Raw genomic sequence first — 18159 nt, 5'->3', positions numbered from 1 at the left:
TCTCATCCATTGCTACAGCAGCGCATGACCCGTCTCCACGACCAAGAACTCGATGCTCGCACGCGGCGCCTGCTGCGCAGCCTCATCGCGCAGTACCTGGTCGACGGCGAACCGGTGGGTTCACGCACGCTGTCGCGGTCGTCGGGGCTGGACGTGAGCCCGGCGACGATCCGCAACATCATGGCCGACCTGGAAGAAGCTGGTCTGGTGGCCTCGCCGCATACTTCGGCGGGACGCATCCCCACGCCGCGCGGCCTGCGCCTGTTCGTGGACAGCCTGATCGAACTGCAGCCCTTGCCGCGTGAGGAAATGGCCCGCCTGCAGCGTGAGCTACCGCCGGGACAGGCCACCACGCGCGACCTGCTCGGCAACGCCTCGGCCCTGCTGTCGGCGATGACCCGTTTCGCCGGCGTGGTGACCGTGCCCCGGCAGGTGGATTTCCCGCTGCGCCACATCGATTTCGTGCCGCTGCCCGATGCACAGGTGCTGGTGATCCTGGTGTTCTCCGACAACCAGGTGCAGAACCGCGTGGTGCAACTGGCGAAGCCGCTGGACGGCCGCGAGCTGGAGCAGGCGGCCAACTACATCAACACGCATTTCGTGGGCCTGCGCGTGGACGACATCCGCGCGCACCTGCTGGCCGAGTTGCGCGCGGCAGGCAGCGAGCTGAACCGGCTGGTGGCTTCCGCCACCGAACTGGCCACGGCCTCGTTCGCGCCGCAGGCCGGTGGCGACGAGGTGCTGGTCAGCGGCCAGACCAACCTGATGGGTTATGCCGAGCTGGCCGACCTGCAGCGCCTGCGCGAGTTGTTCGAGGCGTTCCAGCAGAAGAACGAGCTGCTGCAGCTGATGGAAGTATGCGCGCGGGCCCCCGGCGTGCGCCTGTTCATAGGCGAGGAATCGGGTTTCGCGGCGCTGGATGGCTGCAGCGTGGTCACCGCCAGCTACGGCGTGCAGGGCCGCGTGCTGGGGGCGGTGGGCGTGATCGGCCCGACCCGCATGGCCTACGAGCGGGTGATCCCGGTGGTGCAGGCCACGGCAGGCCTGCTCAGCGATGCCTTGAATCGCGCCGCGTCGGCCTCATAGAGGCCACGGGAGGCGGGGATGCCCGCAAGTTTGGAGCGGTCGGCAACGCATGCCGGCCATGGACGAGGTTTGGAGTCATTCATGCAGAACAACGATCCGCACGCGTCACAGGCGGCGCCTGACGCCGATGCCGCCAGCGAGGCAGCCAACGCCGATCTGGAGGCGCTCAAGGCACGCGTGGCCGAGCTGGAAGCCAGCAACACCGAGCTGCGCGAGACCGTGCTGCGCGAGAAGGCCGAGATCGAGAACCAGCGTCGCCGCCTGCATCGCGACCTGGAGCAGGCCCGCCGCTTCGCCAACGAAAAGCTGCTCAACGAACTGTTGCCGGTATTCGACGGCCTGGAAAGCGGCTTGGCGGTGGAAACCGCCGATGTGGCGGCGATGCGCGAGGGCCTTGGCCTGACACTGAAGTCGCTGCTCAAGGTGGGCGAGAGCCACGGCCTGGCGCAGGTCGATCCGCTGGGCCAGCCGCTGGACCCGGAGCGCCATCACGCGGTGAGCATGGTCGAGGCGCCCGGCGCGGTGGCCGGCACCGTGGTCAGCGTGCTGCAGAAGGGCTACGTGTTGAACGACCGCCTGCTGCGCCCCGCGCTGGTCGCCGTGGCGAAGGACTGAACCGCGCGGCGCTGAACGCAACGCATCCGGAGCTCCGTCGGCATTGATTCGCCGCACGCGGGCCCCATCTGGAAAACCATTGCGCGGTCATGGGGCCGCATACGAGATTCGGGAGCTACGTACATGGGCAAGATCATCGGCATCGACCTGGGCACCACCAACTCCTGCGTGTCCGTGATGGACGGCAGCACCGCCAGGGTCATCGAGAATTCGGAGGGCGATCGCACCACGCCGTCCATCGTGGCCTTCAGCAAGGACGGCGAAGTGCTGGTGGGCGCGCCGGCCAAGCGCCAGGGCGTGACCAATCCCAAGAACACGTTTTACGCGGTGAAGCGCCTGATCGGCCGCAAGTTCACCGACGCCGAGGTGCAGAAGGACATCCACATCGTGCCCTACGCCATCGTCGCGAACGACAATGGCGACGCCTGGGTGGCAACCGCCGACGGCAAGAAGATGGCGCCGCCGGAGGTTTCCGCGAAGGTGCTGATGAAGATGAAGAAGACCGCCGAGGACTATCTCGGCGAGCCGGTCACCGAGGCCGTCATCACGGTGCCCGCCTACTTCAACGACAGCCAGCGCCAGGCCACCAAGGACGCCGGCCGCATCGCCGGCCTGGAAGTGAAGCGCATCATCAACGAGCCGACCGCGGCCGCGCTGGCCTATGGCCTGGACAAGAAGGGCGGCGACCGCAAGATCGCGGTGTACGACCTGGGCGGCGGTACTTTCGACGTCTCGATCATCGAGATCGCCGAGGTCGATGGCGAGAAGCAGTTCGAGGTGCTGGCCACCAACGGCGACACCTTCCTCGGTGGCGAGGACTTCGACATGCGCGTCATCGACTACCTGGTCGAGGAATTCCAGAAGGACCAGGGCATCGACCTGCGCAAGGACCCGCTGGCCCTGCAGCGCCTGAAGGATGCCGCCGAACGCGCCAAGATCGAGCTGTCCTCGTCGCACCAGACCGAGGTGAACCTGCCTTACGTGACGGCCGACGCCTCCGGTCCGAAGCACCTCAACATCAAGCTGACCCGCGCCAAGCTGGAAGCGCTGGTGGAAGACCTGGTCAAGCGCACCATCGAGCCGTGCCGCACCGCGCTCAATGATGCCGGCCTGCGCGTGTCCGACATCGACGAGGTGATCCTGGTCGGTGGCCAGACCCGCATGCCCAAGGTGCAGGAGTCGGTGAAGGACTTCTTCGGCAAGGAACCGCGCAAGGACGTCAACCCGGACGAAGCCGTGGCCGTGGGCGCGGCGATCCAGGGCGGCGTGCTGGGCGGTTCGGTCAAGGACGTGCTGCTGCTCGACGTCACCCCGTTGTCGCTGGGTATCGAGACCATGGGCGGCGTGATGACCAAGCTGATCGAGAAGAACACCACGGTGCCGACCAAGGCGGCGCAGACCTTCTCCACCGCCGACGACAACCAGACCGCGGTGACCGTGCACGTGTTGCAGGGCGAGCGTGAGCGCGCCAACGCGAACAAGTCGCTGGGCAAGTTCGACCTGCAGGGCATCGAGCCGGCGCCGCGCGGCATGCCGCAGATCGAGGTGACCTTCGACATCGACGCCAACGGCATCCTGCACGTGTCGGCCAAGGACAAGAAGACCGGCAAGGAGCAGAAGATCGAGATCAAGGCCGGTTCGGGCCTGTCCGAGGAGGAGATCGCCCGCATGGTGGCCGACGCCGAGGCGAACAAGGAAGAGGACAAGAAGTTCCACGAGCTGGTGGGTACCCGCAACAAGGCCGACCAGCTGGTGCACGCCACCCGCAGCGCGCTGAAGGAGCACGGCGACAAGGTCGGCGCGCAGATCGGCAGCATCGAGGAGGCGCTGTCGGAGCTGGAGAAGGTCAAGGACGGCGACGACAAGGCACTGATCGAGTCGAAGATCTCCAAGCTGGAGCAGGCAGCGCAGGCACTGTACGCCGCTGCCCAGGGCGGCCCGGCCGATGCCGGCGCCCAGTCGGGCCCAGGCCCGGGTGGCTCGGCCCAGCCGGACGACGTGGTGGATGCCGAGTTCACCGAAGTGAAGGACGACAAGAAGTAAGCGCGCCTTGGCTCAAAACGAGCGCCGCGAAAGCAACGCTCGTTATTGAGTTATTGAAAAGTGCGGCCAAGGATGGCCGCCCGTTTGACTCTCGCGCTCATGGACGAGCGCACAAGCTTTTCTGGGGGAGCGATGGACAAGGGGCGGTTGGAAGCCTTCAGCGATGGCGTGATGGCCATCATCATCACCATCATGGTGCTGGAGCTGAAGGTACCGCACGGTGCCGACTGGAGCGTGCTCGCGGCGCAATGGCCGGTGTTCCTCAGCTACGTGCTGAGCTTCGTCTACGTGGGCATCTACTGGAACAACCACCATCATTTCCTGCATGCGGCCAAAAGGGTGGATGGCAGCGTGTTGTGGGCCAACCTGCACCTGCTGTTCTGGTTGTCGCTGATGCCGGTAGCCACCGGATGGATGGGTGAGAACGAGTTCGCCCGGTTGCCGGTGGCTGCCTATGGTTTCGTGTTGCTGATGTGCGCCATCGCCTGGCTGCCGCTGCAATACAGCCTGATCTGCGCGAACGGCGGCAAGACCTCGCTGCTGGCGCAGGCGCTCGGCGGCGACTGGAAAGGCAAGCTGGCCGTCGCCATGTACCTGGGAGGCATCCTGCTGGCGTTCGTGGCGCCGTGGGTGTCGTGTCTGTTTTATGCCACGGTGGCAGCGATCTGGTTCATTCCTGATCGGCGCATCGAATCGCGGATCAAGCAATGAGCAAGCGTGATTACTACGAAATCCTGGGTGTCGAACGTACTGTCACCGAGGTCGAGCTGAAGAAATCCTTCCGCCGCCTGGCGATGAAGTACCACCCGGACCGTTGTCCGGACGATCCCCACGCGCAGGAGAAGTTCAAGGAGGCCAAGGAGGCCTACGAGGTGCTTGCCGACGCGCAGAAGCGCGCGATGTACGACCAGTACGGCCACGCCGCTTTCGAAGGCGGCATGGGCGGCCGCGGTGGTGGCGGCTTCGGCGACATGGGCGACATCTTCGGCGACATCTTCGGCGACATCTTCGGCGGTGGCCGTGGCCGCCAGCCGCGCCGCGGCGCCGACCTGCGCTACATCATGGAACTCGATCTCGAAGAAGCCGTGTTCGGCGTCGAGCGGAAGATCGAGATTCCCACCCAGGTCAACTGCCATCACTGCAACGGCAGCGGCTCGGCCGACGGCAAGACGGTGCAGTGCAAGACCTGCCACGGCCACGGCCGCGTGCGCATGCAGAACGGCATCTTCTCGATCCAGCAGGCCTGCCCGCATTGCGGCGGCAGCGGCCAGGCCATCGAGAAGCCGTGCAGGCAGTGCCATGGCGAAGGGCGGCTGGAGGAAACCCGCACGCTGTCGGTGAAGATTCCCGCCGGCGTGGACAACGGCGACCGCATCCGCCTTACCGGCCAGGGCGAAGCCGGCCCGGCCGGCGCGCCTGCCGGTGACCTGTACGTGGAAGTGCAGGTGCGCGAGCACCGCATCTTCCAGCGCGAGGGCAGCGACCTGTACTGCGAAGTGCCGATCCGCTTCTCGCAGGCGGCGCTGGGCGCCGAACTGCCGGTACCCACTCTGGATGGCGAGGTGCCGATCAACATCCCGCCGGAAACCCAGACCGGTCAGAGCTTCCGCCTGCGCGGGCGTGGCGTGAAGTCCGTGCGCAGCGGTCGTGCCGGCGACCTGATCTGCCGCGTGGTGGTGGAAACCCCGGTGCGCCTCACCAGGCAGCAGCGCGAACTGCTGGAGCAGCTCGAGGCCAGCTTCAACGACGGCGCGGCCGAGGAGCACATGCCGCGCGCGAAGAACTGGGTCGACGGCGTGAAGCAGTTCTGGTCGCGGGTGACTTCGTAAGTCACGCCGGTCTCTGCTAGTTTGGACGTCCGTTTGCCGTTCACGCCGGGATGTCCGTCATGACCAGTTCGCCACTACGCCTAGCTATCAATGGTGCCTCCGGCCGCATGGGGCAGGCCCTGCTGTCGCTGCTGCGTGCGGATGGGCGCTTCGAGCTGATGCATGCGGTGGTATCGCCGGGCTCGATGCACGACGGCGAGCCGGTCTGGCTGGGGCAGGCCTTGCGTCACGCACATGACTGGTCGAAGGCGCCCGCGCTCGACGTGGTGATCGACTTCAGCGGCCCGGCCGGTCTGGCCGCGGCGCTGGACCATTGCCTCGCGCACGGCATTCCCCTGGTGACCGGCACCACCGGTCTCGATGCAGCCCTGCAGGCGCGGCTGGAGACGGCCGGTACGCGCATCGCGCTGCTGCGCGCCGCGAACTTCAGTCTCGGCGTGGCGCTGCTGACGCGGCTGCTGCGCGAGGCTGCCGCAGCCTTGCCGGATTGGGACCTGGAAATCGTCGAGGCCCACCACGGCCGCAAGCAGGACGCGCCTTCGGGCACGGCGCTGGCGCTGGGGCAGGCCGCCGCCGCCGCACGCGACACCACGCTGGATGAGGTGGGCGTCTACAGCCGCGAAGGGCGTACCGGCGAGCGTGTTCCCGCCAGCATCGGCTTCGCGGTGGTGCGTGGCGGCGACATCGTGGGTGAGCATCAGGCGCTGCTGATCGGGCAGGGCGAGCGGGTGGAGCTGGGTCATCGCGCCACTGACCGCGCGATCTTTGCGCGGGGGGCGTTGCAGGCCGCGCACTGGCTGGTCGGCCGCGCGGCCGGTCACTGGCAGATGGAAGACGTGCTCGCATCGCCGGCCTGATCCCGCCCGGCTTGCCCCACCCGGCCGCCGTCGCTACCATCGTCGACCTGTCATTGGGGAGTAGCCAGCCTCGTCCCCAGAGGCGTTCGCATCAACAGACTTGGTCGCCGTTTTCCGGCGCCATGGTGCGGACAGCAGGCGCCACCGTCCGGTGGTGCTTCGCCCGGCGAGACCTTTGGCCAGCGACGCATTCACCCGGCCGGGCGAACGGTGTCGTTGAGCCATCGGTTTATCCGTTCGCCCGGCCCCGCGCATCCCATGCTGCTGACCCTCTGCCTGTTCCTCGTCTCGGCCGGCGCGATCTATCTCGCCTGCGAATACTTCGTCAACGGCATCGAGTGGCTGGGCCGCAAGCTGCGGCTGGGCGCCACGGCCACCGGCACCGTGCTGGCGGCATTCGGCACGGCCTTGCCGGAAAGCGCGGTGACCTTCGTGGCGGTGATCTTCGGCAAGACACCCGGGGCACGCGACATCGGCGTGGGCGCGGCGATGGGCGGCCCGCTGGTGCTGGCCACGATTGCCTATGCGGTGGTCGGCGTGGCCTTGTGGAGCAACCGCCATCGGCTGCAACGCAGCGACCGGCTGGTGCGGGTCGACCATCAACGACTGGCGCGCGACCAGTCGTGGTTCCTGGCGATCTTCGCGGTGAAGGTGGGCCTGGGTCTGGTGGCGTTCGCGCTCAAGCCGCTGCTGGGCGTGTGGTTCCTGCTCGCTTATGCGCTGTACGTGTGGCGCGAGATGCGCAGCGACGACAGTGCGCCGGAGGACGAGGAACTGGAGCCGCTGAAGCTGCGCCCGCACCAGGCCGAACCCGCGATGCGCTGGGTGATGGCGCAGACGGTGGCCGCGCTGGCGGTGATCGCCGTGGCTTCGCGGGTGTTCGTGGGGCAGTTGGAGGCGATCGGCGAAGCCTTCGCGCTGCCGCCGCACCTGGTGGCGCTGGTGCTGAGTCCGGTGGCGACGGAGTTGCCGGAAACGCTCAACGCGCTGATCTGGGTGCGCCAGGGCAAAGAGCGCCTGGCGTTGGCCAACATCTCCGGCGCGATGATGATCCAGGCGACGATTCCCAGTGCGCTGGCGATCTTCGCCACGCCGTGGCTGTTCGACCCGCCGCTGATCGTGTCCGGCGTACTCACCGCAGCCGCCATCGTCTATCTGTGGTGGCTGTTCCGGCGTGGTCGCGTGGATGCGCGCCGGCTGTTGCCGGTCGGCCTGCTGTACGGCGTGTTCGCCGCCTTCGTGGCCTGGCACTTCATCGGTTGACGCTTCAGTCCGGATGCGCGGCGTTGCGGTCGCGATCGGCGCCGTAGCGCGTATCCAGCTTGCCGAACAGCTTCTTGAACAGGCGGGAGAATTTGCCGCGCTTGGTCTTGCGCAGCTTTTCCTCCTCGCTGGTGAGCCAGGCCACCTGGATCACCCGGCGCTCGCCCTCGTAGGGCAGGTGGCCGTGGAAGGAATTGTCGCAGCGCTTGAATACCGCGAATTCGCCATACAGCGGCGGCAGTTCGGGGGCCACCGTGGCGTCGATGTCGTTGATCTTGTCGAGGAAGCGCAGGCAGCCGTCGCTGGTGTCGGACCACTGCGGATTGAGGTAGAGCAGGGCCGTGGCCACCTTGGATTTGCTGTCGGTGTGGATGGTGCCGTGGCGCTTGTTCAGCAGCCGGCACAGCGTCACCAGGGTGGGGTATTGGCCGAGGTCGGCGATGCCCAGCCGTTGGCCGATCAGCCCGGCGAAGGCCGGCGTGGTGAGCTGTTCGACCAGCGCATTGACCGAGGGGCCGCAGTCGGCCGGGTCCCAGGGAAAGAAGCCGGCGCTGGGGTAGCGTGGAAAGTCGCGGTCCAGGTCGCCACGCGCCTCATCGGGCAGCTGGCCGTGGGCAATCATGAACGGAAACGGCGCGTGCCGTACCAAGGTGTCCGGGCGATCGAGGCGCGCGGGATCGAGCAGGGCGTCCGGACTCATGAACAGGCTTCACTCCCCAGGAAACTTTGCACCAGTGTAGCGCCGGACAGCGATACGGAGGCTGACGGATGCGGCGTCTTTTGCCTCGATCGAAGTGGACAGCCGGCGCCGCTGCGCCTATCATTGCGACCCGCCCGAATGTCCTCCCTTCCAAGGTTCTCAAGCCTGCTTCCTGCGGCTTGCGGACTTTGCTGCACCCGAAAGGCGGTTCCCATGCCCATCCCCGCACTGCTTGCCCTCGAAGACGGCAGCGTGTTCCACGGCCATGCCGTGGGCGCGACTGGTGAGACCGTCGGCGAGGTGGTCTTCAACACCGCCATGACCGGCTACCAGGAGATCCTCACCGATCCCTCGTACAGCCGGCAGCTCGTCACCCTGACCTACCCCCACATCGGCAACACCGGCTGCAACGCCGAGGATGTCGAATCCGGCAAGGTGCATGCCGCCGGTCTGATAGTGCGCGACGTGCCACGCAGGGCGAGCAACTGGCGCAGCACGGAGAGCCTGCCCGATTATCTGAGGCGCCAGGGCGTCGTGGCGATTGCCGGCATCGATACCCGCCGCCTTACCCGCATCCTGCGCGACAAGGGCGCCCTGAACGGTTGCATCGTCGCGGGCGAGCAGATCGACGTCGAGGCCGCCCTGGCCAAGGCGCGTGCCTTCCCCGGCCTCAACGGCATGGATCTCGCCAAGGTGGTGTGCACCGACCAGGCCTATGCGTGGAACGCGGGCGTCTACGACCTCGACCGCCAGGCCTTCAACCAGCCAGCCAGGCGCTTCAAGGTGGTGGCCTACGACTACGGCGTGAAGAACAACATTCTGCGCCTGCTGGCGGAGCAGGGCTGCGACATCACGGTGGTGCCGGCGCAGACGCCAGCATCCGAAGTGCTGGCGATGCAGCCCGACGGTGTGTTCCTCTCCAACGGCCCCGGCGACCCGGCGGCCTGCGATTACGCGATCGTCGCCGCCAAGGCCTTCCTCGACGCGAGGATCCCGCTGTTCGGCATCTGCCTCGGCCACCAGATCATGGGCCTGGCGCTGGGCGCGAAGACGCTGAAGATGAAGTTCGGCCACCACGGCGCAAACCATCCGGTGAAGGACCACGGCGATGGCCGCGTGCTGATCACCAGCCAGAACCATGGTTTCGCGGTGGACCCGGCCACGCTGCCGGCGAACGTGCGGGTCACGCACACCTCGCTGTTCGACGGTTCGCTGCAGGGTTTCGCGCTCACCGACCGCCCGGCGTTCTGCTTCCAGGGCCATCCGGAAGCCTCACCCGGTCCCCACGACATCGGTTATCTGTTCGACCGGTTTGCCAAGCTGATGCAGGAGGCCCGCTGAGATGACCAAGCGTAGCGACATCAAGAGCATCCTGATCATCGGCGCCGGCCCGATCGTGATCGGCCAGGCCTGCGAGTTCGACTACTCCGGCGCCCAGGCCTGCAAGGCGCTGAAGGAGGAGGGCTACCGGGTGATCCTGGTGAACTCCAACCCCGCCACCATCATGACCGACCCGGAAATGGCCGATGCCGTCTACATCGAGCCGATCAACTGGCAGACGGTGGAGCGCATCATCGCCAAGGAGCGCCCGGACGCGGTGCTGCCCACCATGGGCGGCCAGACCGCGCTGAACTGTGCGCTCGACCTCGCCGACCACGGCGTGCTGGACAAGTACAAGGTCGAGCTGATCGGCGCGAAGCGCGACGCGATCCGCATGGCCGAGGACCGCGAGCTGTTCAAGCAGGCGATGGCCGAGATCGGCCTGGACTGCCCCAAGGCGGAAGTCGCCAGGAGCTACGAGCAGGCAGTCGAGATCCAGGCCAAGGTCGGCTTCCCGACCATCATCCGCCCCAGCTTCACCCTGGGCGGCTCGGGCGGCGGCATTGCCTACAACAAGGAAGAGTTCGAGGAGATCGTCAAGCGCGGCCTCGATCTCTCGCCGGTGCACGAAGTGCTGGTCGAGGAGTCGGTGCTGGGCTGGAAGGAGTTCGAGATGGAAGTGGTCCGCGACACCGCGGACAACTGCATCATCGTCTGCTCGATCGAGAACCTCGATCCCATGGGCGTGCACACCGGCGACTCGATCACCGTGGCGCCGGCGCAGACGCTCACCGACAAGGAATACCAGCGCCTGCGCGATGCCTCCATCGCGGTGCTGCGCAAGATCGGCGTGGACACCGGCGGTTCCAACGTGCAGTTCGGCATCAATGCCGAGAACGGTCGTGTCGTCGTCATCGAGATGAACCCGCGCGTGTCGCGCTCGTCCGCGCTGGCCTCCAAGGCCACTGGCTTCCCGATCGCCAAGATCGCCGCGAAGCTGGCCGTGGGCTACACGCTGGACGAACTGAAGAACGACATCACCGGCGGCCTCACTCCGGCCTCGTTCGAGCCGACCATCGACTACGTGGTCACCAAGATTCCCCGGTTTGCGTTCGAGAAGTTCCCGGCCGCCGATGCGCGCCTCACCACCCAGATGAAGTCGGTGGGCGAGGTGATGGCGATCGGCCGCAGCTTCCACGAGTCGCTGCAGAAGGCGCTGCGCGGCCTGGAGATCGGCAAGACCGGCCTCAACCCGACCGGGCTGGACATCGGCACGGACGATGGCCTGGCCATGCTCAAGCGCGAGCTGCGCGAGCCACGGCCCGACCGCGTGTTCCACCTCGCCGACGCGTTCCGCGCAGGTCTCACGCTGGAAGAGGTGTACGGGCTCAGCCGCGTCGATCCCTGGTTCCTCGCCGCGTTCGAGGACATCGTGCTGGCCGAGAAGGAAGTGCAGGCGCAGGGCATCACCGCACTGGATGAGCCGCGCATGCGCGAACTGAAGCGCATGGGCTTCTCCGATGCGCGCCTCGCCGAACTGACCGGCTCCGGCGAGGCCGCCGTGCGCCACCTGCGTCGCACCCTGGGCGTGCGCCCGGTGTACAAGCGCGTGGACTCCTGCGCCGCCGAATTCGCCACCACCACCGCCTACATGTACTCGACCTACGAGGAAGAGTGCGAGGCCAACCCGACCAGCCGCGAGAAGATCGTCGTGCTCGGCGGCGGCCCGAACCGCATCGGCCAGGGCATCGAGTTCGACTACTGCTGCGTGCACGCGGCGCTGGCGCTGCGCGAGGACGGGTTCGAGACCATCATGGTCAACTGCAACCCGGAAACCGTGTCGACCGACTACGACACCTCCGACCGCCTGTACTTCGAGCCGCTGACGCTGGAAGACGTGCTGGAGATCATCGACCTCGAGAAGCCCAGGGGCGTGATCGTGCAGTACGGCGGCCAGACCCCGCTGAAGCTGGCGCGTGCGCTGGAGGCGGCCGGTGCGCCGATCATCGGTACCTCGCCCGACTCGATCGACCTGGCCGAGGACCGCGAGCGCTTCCAGCAGATGATCGAGAAGCTGGGCCTGCGCCAGCCGCCGAACCGCACCGCGCGCAACGCCGACGAGGCGCTGGCGCTGGCGCGCGAGATCGGCTATCCGCTGGTGGTGCGCCCCAGCTACGTGCTGGGCGGCCGCGCGATGGAAGTGGTGTACGACGATGCCGACCTGTCGCGCTACATCCGCGAGGCGGTGCAGGTGTCGAACGATTCGCCGGTGCTGCTGGACCGCTTCCTCGACCACGCAGTCGAGGTGGACGTGGACATCATCGCCGACGCCGCCGGCAACGTGCTGATCGGCGGCATCATGGAGCACATCGAGGAGGCCGGCGTGCACTCCGGCGACTCCTCCTGCTCGCTGCCGCCGTATTCGCTCACCGCCGAGGTGCAGGACGAGATGCGTCGGCAGGCGGCAGCGATGGCGAAGGAGCTGAAGGTCGTCGGCCTGATGAACACCCAGTTCGCGATCCAGGGTGACACCGTGTTCATCCTCGAGGTGAACCCGCGCGCCTCGCGCACCGTACCGTTCGTCTCCAAGGCCACCGGCGTGCCGCTGGCCAAGATCGCCGCGCGCGCGATGGCCGGCAAGTCGCTGCCGCAGCAGGGCGCCATGAAGGAAGTGATTCCCTCGTACTACTCGGTGAAGGAGGCGATCTTCCCGTTCCTCAAGTTCCAGAACGTGGATCCGATCCTCGGCCCCGAGATGCGTTCCACCGGCGAGGTGATGGGCGTGGGCCGCAGCTTCGGCGCCGCCTTCGCCCGCGGCCACGACGCGGCCGGCATCAAGACGCCGCCGAAGGGCAAGGTGTTCGTGTCGGTGCGCGACGCCGACAAGGATCGTTTGCTGCCGGTGGCGCAGGAGGTATTGCGCCGCGGTTTCAGCCTGGTCGCCACTTCCGGTACGGCGACCTATCTCAACGGCCACGGTGTGGCTTGCGAGCGCATCAACAAGGTGCTCGAAGGCCGCCCGCACATCGTCGACCTGATCAAGAACGGCGAGATCGTCTACATTGTCAACACCACCGAGGGCAAGCAGGCGATTGCCGACTCGTTCTCGATCCGGCGCGAGGCGCTGCAGCAGCGCGTCACCTATTCCACCACCGTCGCGGGTGCGCGTGCGCTGGTCCATTCGCTGGATTTCCACGGCAGCGAGGACGTGCACAGCCTGCAGGAACTGCACAAGGAGCTGAATGCATGAGCGCCCGTGCCCCTATCACCAAGGCCGGTTCGGAACGCCTGCGCGCCGAACTGGAACGCCTGAAGTCGACGGAGCGTCCGCGCATCATCGCGGCGATCGCCGAGGCCCGCGCGCACGGCGACCTCAAGGAGAACGCCGAGTACCACGCCGCGCGCGAACTGCAGAGCTTCATCGAGGGCCGTATCGCCCAGCTGGAGGCGCTGCTGTCCACGGCCCAGGTGATCGACGTGTCGCGGCTGAGTCCAGGCAGCAAGGTGGTGTTCGGTGCCGTGGTGGATCTGGCGGACGAGGACAGCGGTGCCGAGGTGACCTACCAGATCGTGGGTGACCTCGAGGCCGACATCAAGCAGGGCCTGATCGCCGTGTCCTCGCCGATCGCGCGCGCATTGATCGGCAAGCTCGAAGGCGACAGCTTCGAATTCAACGCGCCCAACGGCGTGAAGCGTTACGAGATCACGGGTGTGCGCTACGAGTGAACTGGCGACCCGGTTGAAAGCAAAGGCCCCGCTTTCGCGGGGCCTTTGCTTGGATGGCTTGCGTGGTTCCATTCCCAGGGCCAAGGCAGCAAAAAGGCCGCGCATGGCGCGGCCTTTTCGTCGGCACAAGCCGCGCTGGACTCAGCGCTGGCGAGCCTTGAAACGCGGGTTGCTCTTGCAGATCACGAACACCTTGCCGCGACGGCGCACGATCTTGCAGTCGCGGTGCCGCGCCTTGGCGGACTTCAACGAGTTAAGCACCTTCACGGCCAGCTCCTGATACCAAACGGAAAACATCAGCGAGCAAGTATAACTTGCTGAATCGCCAGCCACAAGTCATCGGGTCAGCCCCCAGGGCCAGCGGCCGATTGCTCAACCGTGGCGAGGAATTGTGCCAGCACCGGCGACGGGTCACCGATGCGGCTGGCCACGGCGAGCAGCAGATGGGCCGAGTGGTCGGCCAGCGGTACATAGCTGACCCCGGCGAGGTGCACGACCCGCATCGTCGCCGGCACCAGCGCCAGCCCCAAGCCGGCGGCCACCAATGCCAGCAGGCCGTTGATCTGCTGGGCCTGCTGCACGATGCGGGGCTGGAAGCCGGCCTCGCCGGCCAGCTTCCTGAGTCGGTCGTGCAGGGTGGCAGCCAGTTCGCGCGGCTGGGTGACGAAGGCCTCATCAGCCACGTCGGCCATGCGCAGTTCCTCGCGGGTGGCCAACGGATGGCTGGAGGGCAGGGCGAGCAGCAGGGGTTCGCGGTCGAGCACGCGCAACTGCAGCTGGCGGGCGTCCTGAATGTGGCGAGGCTCGTCGCGCACGAAACCAACGTCTATTTCGTTGGCCAGCAGGGCCGCGAATTGCGGCTCGGTGTACATCTCGCACAGCTGGATGCTCACTTCCGGTGCCGCCTGGCGATGACGCAACAAGGCGCGCGGCAAGGCGGGATGGAACGATACCGACACCGTGTAGGCCAGCCGCAGCTGGCCACTGTGGCCGGCCGCGACTGCCGCAGTGCGGCTGCGTGCCAGCTCGGCCTGGGCCAGGATCTGGCGCGCCTGTTCCAGAAAGACCTGGCCGGGTTCGGTCAGGGCCACCTTGCGTTTGCTGCGTTCAAGGAGAGACACGCCCAAATCCCGCTCCAGCGCCTGGATCTGCTGGGAGAGCGGCGGCTGGGAGATGTGCAGGCGGATCGCGGCACGGGTGAAGCTCAACTCCTCGGCGACCGCGATGAAGTAGCGCAACTGGCGGAAGTCGAACATAGTCGCTTTCCATATAAGAATCGATCTAAATATATATTAGATACTTGAACGTGTCGCTCATAAAATACCCCTCGTCCCATCATCCTCCCCCCCTCCCCCGGATGGTGGCGACCTCGCCTCGCAGCGACGCTGGACACGATACTGGCCACCTCCCCCCCGGGCCCTATCGATGCGTCGTTTCGCGAGGCGTTTTCTTTGGGCGCGTGCCAGGAACGACCAGCTAGCCGATGCCCGGTGGCTTGCCATCGCAGGCAACCAAAGGGTTTAGATCCGGCAGGCCAGTCGCATTCCTTGGTCGATGGCCCGCTTGGCGTCGAGTTCGGCGGCCACGTCGGCGCCGCCGATCAGATGCGACGTGACACCCAAGGCCGCCAGTTCGTCGGCCAGGCGACGGTCCGGCTCCTGGCCGGCGCAGACCACCACATTGTCGACCGGGAGGATCTGCGGCTGACCATCGACGGTGACGTGCAGGCCCTGGTCGTCGAAACGCTCGTAGGTGACCTTGCCCAGCATGGTCACGTGCTTGGCCTTGAGGGTGGCCCGATGCACCCAGCCAGTGGTCTTGTTGAGCCTGGCGCCGGGACGGCCGTCGCTGCGCTGGAGCAGCCAGACCTGCCGCAGCGGCGCTTCAGGCTGTGGCGGCTGGAGGCCACTGCGCTGAACGAACTGCATGTCCACACCCCATTCGCGCGTCCAGCGTGCCACGTCGGTAGTGGGGGAGGGCTGGTGTTCGACCAGGAATTCGGCCACGTCGAAGCCAATGCCGCCGGCACCGATGATCGCCACCCGCGCGCCCACCGGCCGGTCGCGTGCCAGTACGTCGAGGTAGCCCAGCACGCGCGGGTCGGCGCTGCCCGGAAAACTCACGCGGCGCGGCAGGACCCCGGTGGCGACCACCACCTCGTCGTAGCCGGCTGTCTTGAGCGAGGCGGCATCGGTCTCGTGGTCCAGCTTCAGCTCGACGCGGGCATCGGCGAGACGGTGGCGGAAATAGCGCAGGGTTTCATGGAATTCCTCCTTGCCCGGAATGCGCTTGGCGTAGTTGAACTGGCCGCCGATCTCGCTGGCGCGATCGATCAGGGTCACCGTGTGGCCGCGCTCGGCCAACATGGCGGCGCAGGCCATGCCGGCCGGTCCCGCGCCGACCACGGCAATGCGTTTGCGCCGCACCGCCGGCTCGATCTTCAACTCGGTCTCGTGGCAGGCGCGCGGGTTGACCAGGCAACTGGCGCGGCGATTCTGGAACACATGGTCGAGGCAGGCCTGGTTGCAGGCGATGCAGGTGTTGATGCGTTCGCTGCGGCCGGTTTTCGCCTTGTTCGCCCATTCGGGGTCGGCCAGCAGCGGACGTGCCATCGACACCATGTCGGCATCGCCTTCGACCAGCACGCGCTCGGCCACCTCGGGCAGGTTGATGCGGTTGGTGGCGACCAGCGGGATCGACACTTCGCCCCTGAGCTTCCTCGTCACCCAGGCGAAGCCGGCGCGCGGCACGCTGGTGACGATGGTGGGCACACGCGCCTCGTGCCAGCCGATGCCGGTGTTGATGATGCTGGCGCCGGCGGCCTCGATGGCCTTGGCCAGCGCCACGATCTCCTCCTGGTTCTGCCCGTCTGCAACCAGGTCCAGCATCGATAGCCGGTAGATGATGATGAAGTCGCGGCCGGTCGCCTCACGCGTGCGGCGCACGATTTCCACGGGGAAACGCATGCGCCGTGAGGCATCGCCACCCCAGGCGTCGCTGCGGTGGTTGGTACGCGCGGCGATGAACTGGTTGATGAGATAGCCCTCCGAGCCCATCACCTCGATGCCGTCGTAGCCCGCCTCGCGGGCGAGTACGGCGCAACGCACGAAGTCGCGGATGGTTCGCTCCACACCACGCGCGGACAGCGCCCGCGGCGTGAATGGGGTGATCGGCGACTTGATCGCCGAAGGGGCGACCGACAGCGGGTGATAGCCATAGCGTCCAGCGTGCAGGATCTGCAGGCAGATGCGGCCGCCTTCGGCATGCACAGCATCGGTGAGCTTGCGGTGGCGCGGCTTGTGCCAGGGCATCGTGAGGCGGCCGCCGAAGGGTTTCAGCCAGCCACGGATGCTGGGCGCGATGCCGCCGGTCACCATCAGTCCCACGCCGCCGCGGGCGCGCTCGGCGAAATAGGCGGCCAGCTTGTCATAGTCGGCGGCCTTATCCTCCAGCCCCGTGTGCATCGAACCCATCAAGATGCGGTTGGGCAGGGTGATGTGACCCAGGTCCAGCGGGGCGAACAGATGAGGGTAGTTCATGGTGCGACCGTGTTCAAACGATCGTATGAATGTGCCCGTTGCGGGGCTCGGACGCAAGCGGCGTCCAAGACTCAGGCCCGCAACTGCTCCACCAGGGCGACGTAGCGGTGCATCGCCTCGTCTTGCGGGAGGCCGCGCAACTGCATCCAGGCTTCGAGTTTGGCAGTGCCCACGAAATCGAAGAAACCGGGCTGTTCGCCACGGGCATCGCCTTCCGAGCCCTGCTTGTAGAGCGCGTACAGCTTGAGCAGGGTGTCATTGTCGGGGCGGTAATCCAGCCGCTTCACGTCCTCGGCGGCCTGATCGAATGCGTGGCGAAGATCGTTCATGGCGGCTCGGCGGAACGCACGGTGCAGAATTTCGCCATGGTACGCGATGCTGCGGGGACCGGCGCGATACCATGCGAACCCCTCGCCCGACCAGGATCCGTCATGAGCCGAACCGCTCCCGTCCCCGTGCTGACCATCGACGGCCCCTCGGGCTCAGGCAAGGGCACGATCAGCCGACAGGTGGCCGAGCACCTGGGCTGGCGGCTGCTCGACTCGGGCGCCTTGTACCGGGCGGTGGGTTACGCCGCCGGGGCGGCGGGGCTGGACCTGTCCGACGCCGAGGCGGTGACCCGCTGTGCGCAGACCACGAAGATCCGCTTCCAGCCCAGTGCCGACGGCAGTGACACCCGCATCCTGGTCAATGGCCACGATGCCACCGACGAGCTGCGCACCGAGACCGCCGGCGCGGCGGCCTCGGCGATCGCCTCGATCGCCCCGGTGCGGCAGGCGTTGGTGGAATTGCAACTGGGCTTCCGCAAAGCCCCCGGCCTGGTGGCCGACGGGCGCGACATGGGTACGGTGATCTTCCCGGATGCGCCGTTCAAGGTGTTCCTCACCGCCAGCGCCGCCGAACGGGCGAAAAGGCGCTATAAGCAGTTGAAGGAAAAGGGGCTGAACGTTACACTAGCGAGTCTGCAGCGCGAGATCGAGGCGCGTGACCACCGCGATGCGTCGCGGGCGGTCGCGCCGCTCAGGCCCGCGCCGGAGGCCGTGCTGGTGGATACCACCGGCATGGACATCGACCAGGTAGTCGCAAAAGTTCTCACTGTCGTGCAGCCCTGAACGGGGCGGCGCGGCGGTTTCCGTTCCCGGCCATGACGGTCGGGACTCAACCATGGTGGCGACGGGCGT

The 18159-nt window shown here is 66.9% G+C and carries 16 protein-coding genes and 1 riboswitch; of the genes, 11 read left to right on the top strand and 5 right to left on the bottom strand.

Annotated features, from left to right (window positions below; translation table 11 throughout):
- Positions 1–24: 24 nt before the first annotated feature.
- From hrcA to ABQJ54_RS01905, 7 genes are all read left to right on the top strand, one after another.
- Positions 25–1086: a heat-inducible transcriptional repressor HrcA gene (hrcA, locus tag ABQJ54_RS01935; RefSeq protein WP_367852595.1), complete on the top strand. Its 1062-nt coding sequence runs from the start codon at positions 25–27 to the stop codon at positions 1084–1086.
- A gap of 81 nt (positions 1087–1167) precedes the next feature.
- Positions 1168–1701, top strand: coding sequence for a nucleotide exchange factor GrpE (gene grpE, locus ABQJ54_RS01930; RefSeq protein WP_367852594.1), 534 nt, complete (start codon positions 1168–1170; stop codon positions 1699–1701).
- 123 nt (positions 1702–1824) lie between these two features.
- Positions 1825–3744 (top strand): molecular chaperone DnaK, encoded by a 1920-nt coding sequence (gene dnaK / locus ABQJ54_RS01925; RefSeq protein WP_367852593.1) that lies wholly within the window; start codon positions 1825–1827, stop codon positions 3742–3744.
- 84 nt (positions 3745–3828) lie between these two features.
- Positions 3829–4455, top strand: a complete 627-nt coding sequence (locus ABQJ54_RS01920; RefSeq protein ID WP_367852592.1) for a TMEM175 family protein — start codon at positions 3829–3831, stop codon at positions 4453–4455.
- Entirely contained in the window at positions 4452–5573 is a 1122-nt protein-coding gene (gene dnaJ, locus ABQJ54_RS01915; RefSeq protein WP_367852591.1) for a molecular chaperone DnaJ, read from the top strand. Before ABQJ54_RS01920 ends, dnaJ begins: the two co-directional genes overlap by 4 nt.
- A gap of 59 nt (positions 5574–5632) precedes the next feature.
- The gene (gene dapB / locus ABQJ54_RS01910; RefSeq protein ID WP_367852590.1) at positions 5633–6430 is read left to right on the top strand and encodes a 4-hydroxy-tetrahydrodipicolinate reductase; all 798 of its coding nucleotides are present in this window, start codon (positions 5633–5635) and stop codon (positions 6428–6430) included.
- 43 nt (positions 6431–6473) lie between these two features.
- Positions 6474–6590, top strand: a riboswitch (yybP-ykoY riboswitch).
- Positions 6591–6688: 98 nt separating this feature from the next.
- Positions 6689–7693: a sodium:calcium antiporter gene (locus tag ABQJ54_RS01905; protein ID WP_367852589.1), complete on the top strand. Its 1005-nt coding sequence runs from the start codon at positions 6689–6691 to the stop codon at positions 7691–7693.
- Positions 7694–7697: 4 nt separating this feature from the next.
- On the opposite strand, the gene ABQJ54_RS01900 is transcribed toward ABQJ54_RS01905, so the two are convergent.
- On the bottom strand, positions 7698–8393 hold the full coding sequence (locus ABQJ54_RS01900; protein ID WP_367852588.1) for a 2OG-Fe(II) oxygenase: 696 nt from the start codon (positions 8391–8393) through the stop codon (positions 7698–7700).
- A 213-nt stretch (positions 8394–8606) separates the two neighbouring features.
- Between ABQJ54_RS01900 and carA the strand changes: the two genes are divergently transcribed.
- Genes carA through greA form a run of 3 tightly spaced genes read left to right on the top strand, consistent with a single transcriptional unit; the run spans position 8607 to position 13439 of the window.
- Complete coding sequence (gene carA, locus ABQJ54_RS01895; RefSeq protein ID WP_367852587.1) at positions 8607–9734, top strand: glutamine-hydrolyzing carbamoyl-phosphate synthase small subunit; 1128 nt, start codon at positions 8607–8609, stop codon at positions 9732–9734.
- A 1-nt stretch (position 9735) separates the two neighbouring features.
- A complete protein-coding gene (carB, locus tag ABQJ54_RS01890; protein WP_367852586.1) occupies positions 9736–12963 on the top strand; it encodes a carbamoyl-phosphate synthase large subunit in 3228 nt (1075 codons plus the stop codon).
- Positions 12960–13439, top strand: a complete 480-nt coding sequence (gene greA, locus ABQJ54_RS01885; protein ID WP_367852585.1) for a transcription elongation factor GreA — start codon at positions 12960–12962, stop codon at positions 13437–13439. The genes carB and greA overlap by 4 nt, the downstream gene beginning before the upstream one ends.
- Positions 13440–13580: 141 nt before the next feature.
- Here the strand turns inward: greA and ykgO are convergent, their stop codons facing one another.
- From ykgO to ABQJ54_RS01865, 4 genes are all read right to left on the bottom strand, one after another.
- Positions 13581–13706 carry a type B 50S ribosomal protein L36 gene (ykgO, locus tag ABQJ54_RS01880; RefSeq protein WP_007080705.1) on the bottom strand — a complete coding sequence of 42 codons (126 nt, stop codon included), beginning with the start codon at positions 13704–13706 and terminating at the stop codon, positions 13581–13583.
- Positions 13707–13783: 77 nt separating this feature from the next.
- A complete protein-coding gene (locus tag ABQJ54_RS01875) occupies positions 13784–14695 on the bottom strand; it encodes a LysR substrate-binding domain-containing protein (protein WP_367852584.1) in 912 nt (303 codons plus the stop codon).
- A 264-nt stretch (positions 14696–14959) separates the two neighbouring features.
- Positions 14960–16978 (bottom strand): FAD-dependent oxidoreductase, encoded by a 2019-nt coding sequence (locus ABQJ54_RS01870; RefSeq protein ID WP_367852583.1) that lies wholly within the window; start codon positions 16976–16978, stop codon positions 14960–14962.
- Between the two features lie 71 nt (positions 16979–17049).
- Complete coding sequence (locus ABQJ54_RS01865) at positions 17050–17307, bottom strand: acyl-CoA-binding protein (RefSeq protein ID WP_367852582.1); 258 nt, start codon at positions 17305–17307, stop codon at positions 17050–17052.
- Positions 17308–17409: 102 nt separating this feature from the next.
- On the opposite strand from ABQJ54_RS01865, the gene cmk reads away from it, so the two are divergent.
- Positions 17410–18090 (top strand): (d)CMP kinase, encoded by a 681-nt coding sequence (gene cmk, locus ABQJ54_RS01860; protein ID WP_367852581.1) that lies wholly within the window; start codon positions 17410–17412, stop codon positions 18088–18090.
- The last annotated feature ends 69 nt before the right edge of the window (positions 18091–18159 follow it).

It is taken from the genome of Rhodanobacter lycopersici, assembly GCF_040812335.1.
GTDB classification, from domain to species: domain Bacteria; phylum Pseudomonadota; class Gammaproteobacteria; order Xanthomonadales; family Rhodanobacteraceae; genus Rhodanobacter_A; species Rhodanobacter_A lycopersici.
This window is presented reverse-complemented; position numbering and strand designations above follow the sequence as displayed.

Bases quoted from the DNA above. Each gene is read 5' to 3' on its own strand.
- hrcA (WP_367852595.1), top strand. From the start codon at position 25: ATGACCCGTCTCCACGACCAAGAACTCGATGCTCGCACGCGGCGCCTG.
- carB (WP_367852586.1), top strand. From the start codon at position 9,736: ATGACCAAGCGTAGCGACATCAAGAGCATCCTGATCATCGGCGCCGGC.
- greA (WP_367852585.1), top strand. From the start codon at position 12,960: ATGAGCGCCCGTGCCCCTATCACCAAGGCCGGTTCGGAACGCCTGCGC.
- carA (WP_367852587.1), top strand. From the start codon at position 8,607: ATGCCCATCCCCGCACTGCTTGCCCTCGAAGACGGCAGCGTGTTCCAC.
- dnaK (WP_367852593.1), top strand. From the start codon at position 1,825: ATGGGCAAGATCATCGGCATCGACCTGGGCACCACCAACTCCTGCGTG.
- ABQJ54_RS01905 (WP_367852589.1), top strand. From the start codon at position 6,689: ATGCTGCTGACCCTCTGCCTGTTCCTCGTCTCGGCCGGCGCGATCTAT.
- dnaJ (WP_367852591.1), top strand. From the start codon at position 4,452: ATGAGCAAGCGTGATTACTACGAAATCCTGGGTGTCGAACGTACTGTC.
- ABQJ54_RS01870 (WP_367852583.1), bottom strand. From the start codon at position 16,978: ATGAACTACCCTCATCTGTTCGCCCCGCTGGACCTGGGTCACATCACC.
- ABQJ54_RS01900 (WP_367852588.1), bottom strand. From the start codon at position 8,393: ATGAGTCCGGACGCCCTGCTCGATCCCGCGCGCCTCGATCGCCCGGAC.
- ABQJ54_RS01875 (WP_367852584.1), bottom strand. From the start codon at position 14,695: ATGTTCGACTTCCGCCAGTTGCGCTACTTCATCGCGGTCGCCGAGGAG.
- grpE (WP_367852594.1), top strand. From the start codon at position 1,168: ATGCAGAACAACGATCCGCACGCGTCACAGGCGGCGCCTGACGCCGAT.
- cmk (WP_367852581.1), top strand. From the start codon at position 17,410: ATGAGCCGAACCGCTCCCGTCCCCGTGCTGACCATCGACGGCCCCTCG.
- ABQJ54_RS01865 (WP_367852582.1), bottom strand. From the start codon at position 17,307: ATGAACGATCTTCGCCACGCATTCGATCAGGCCGCCGAGGACGTGAAG.
- dapB (WP_367852590.1), top strand. From the start codon at position 5,633: ATGACCAGTTCGCCACTACGCCTAGCTATCAATGGTGCCTCCGGCCGC.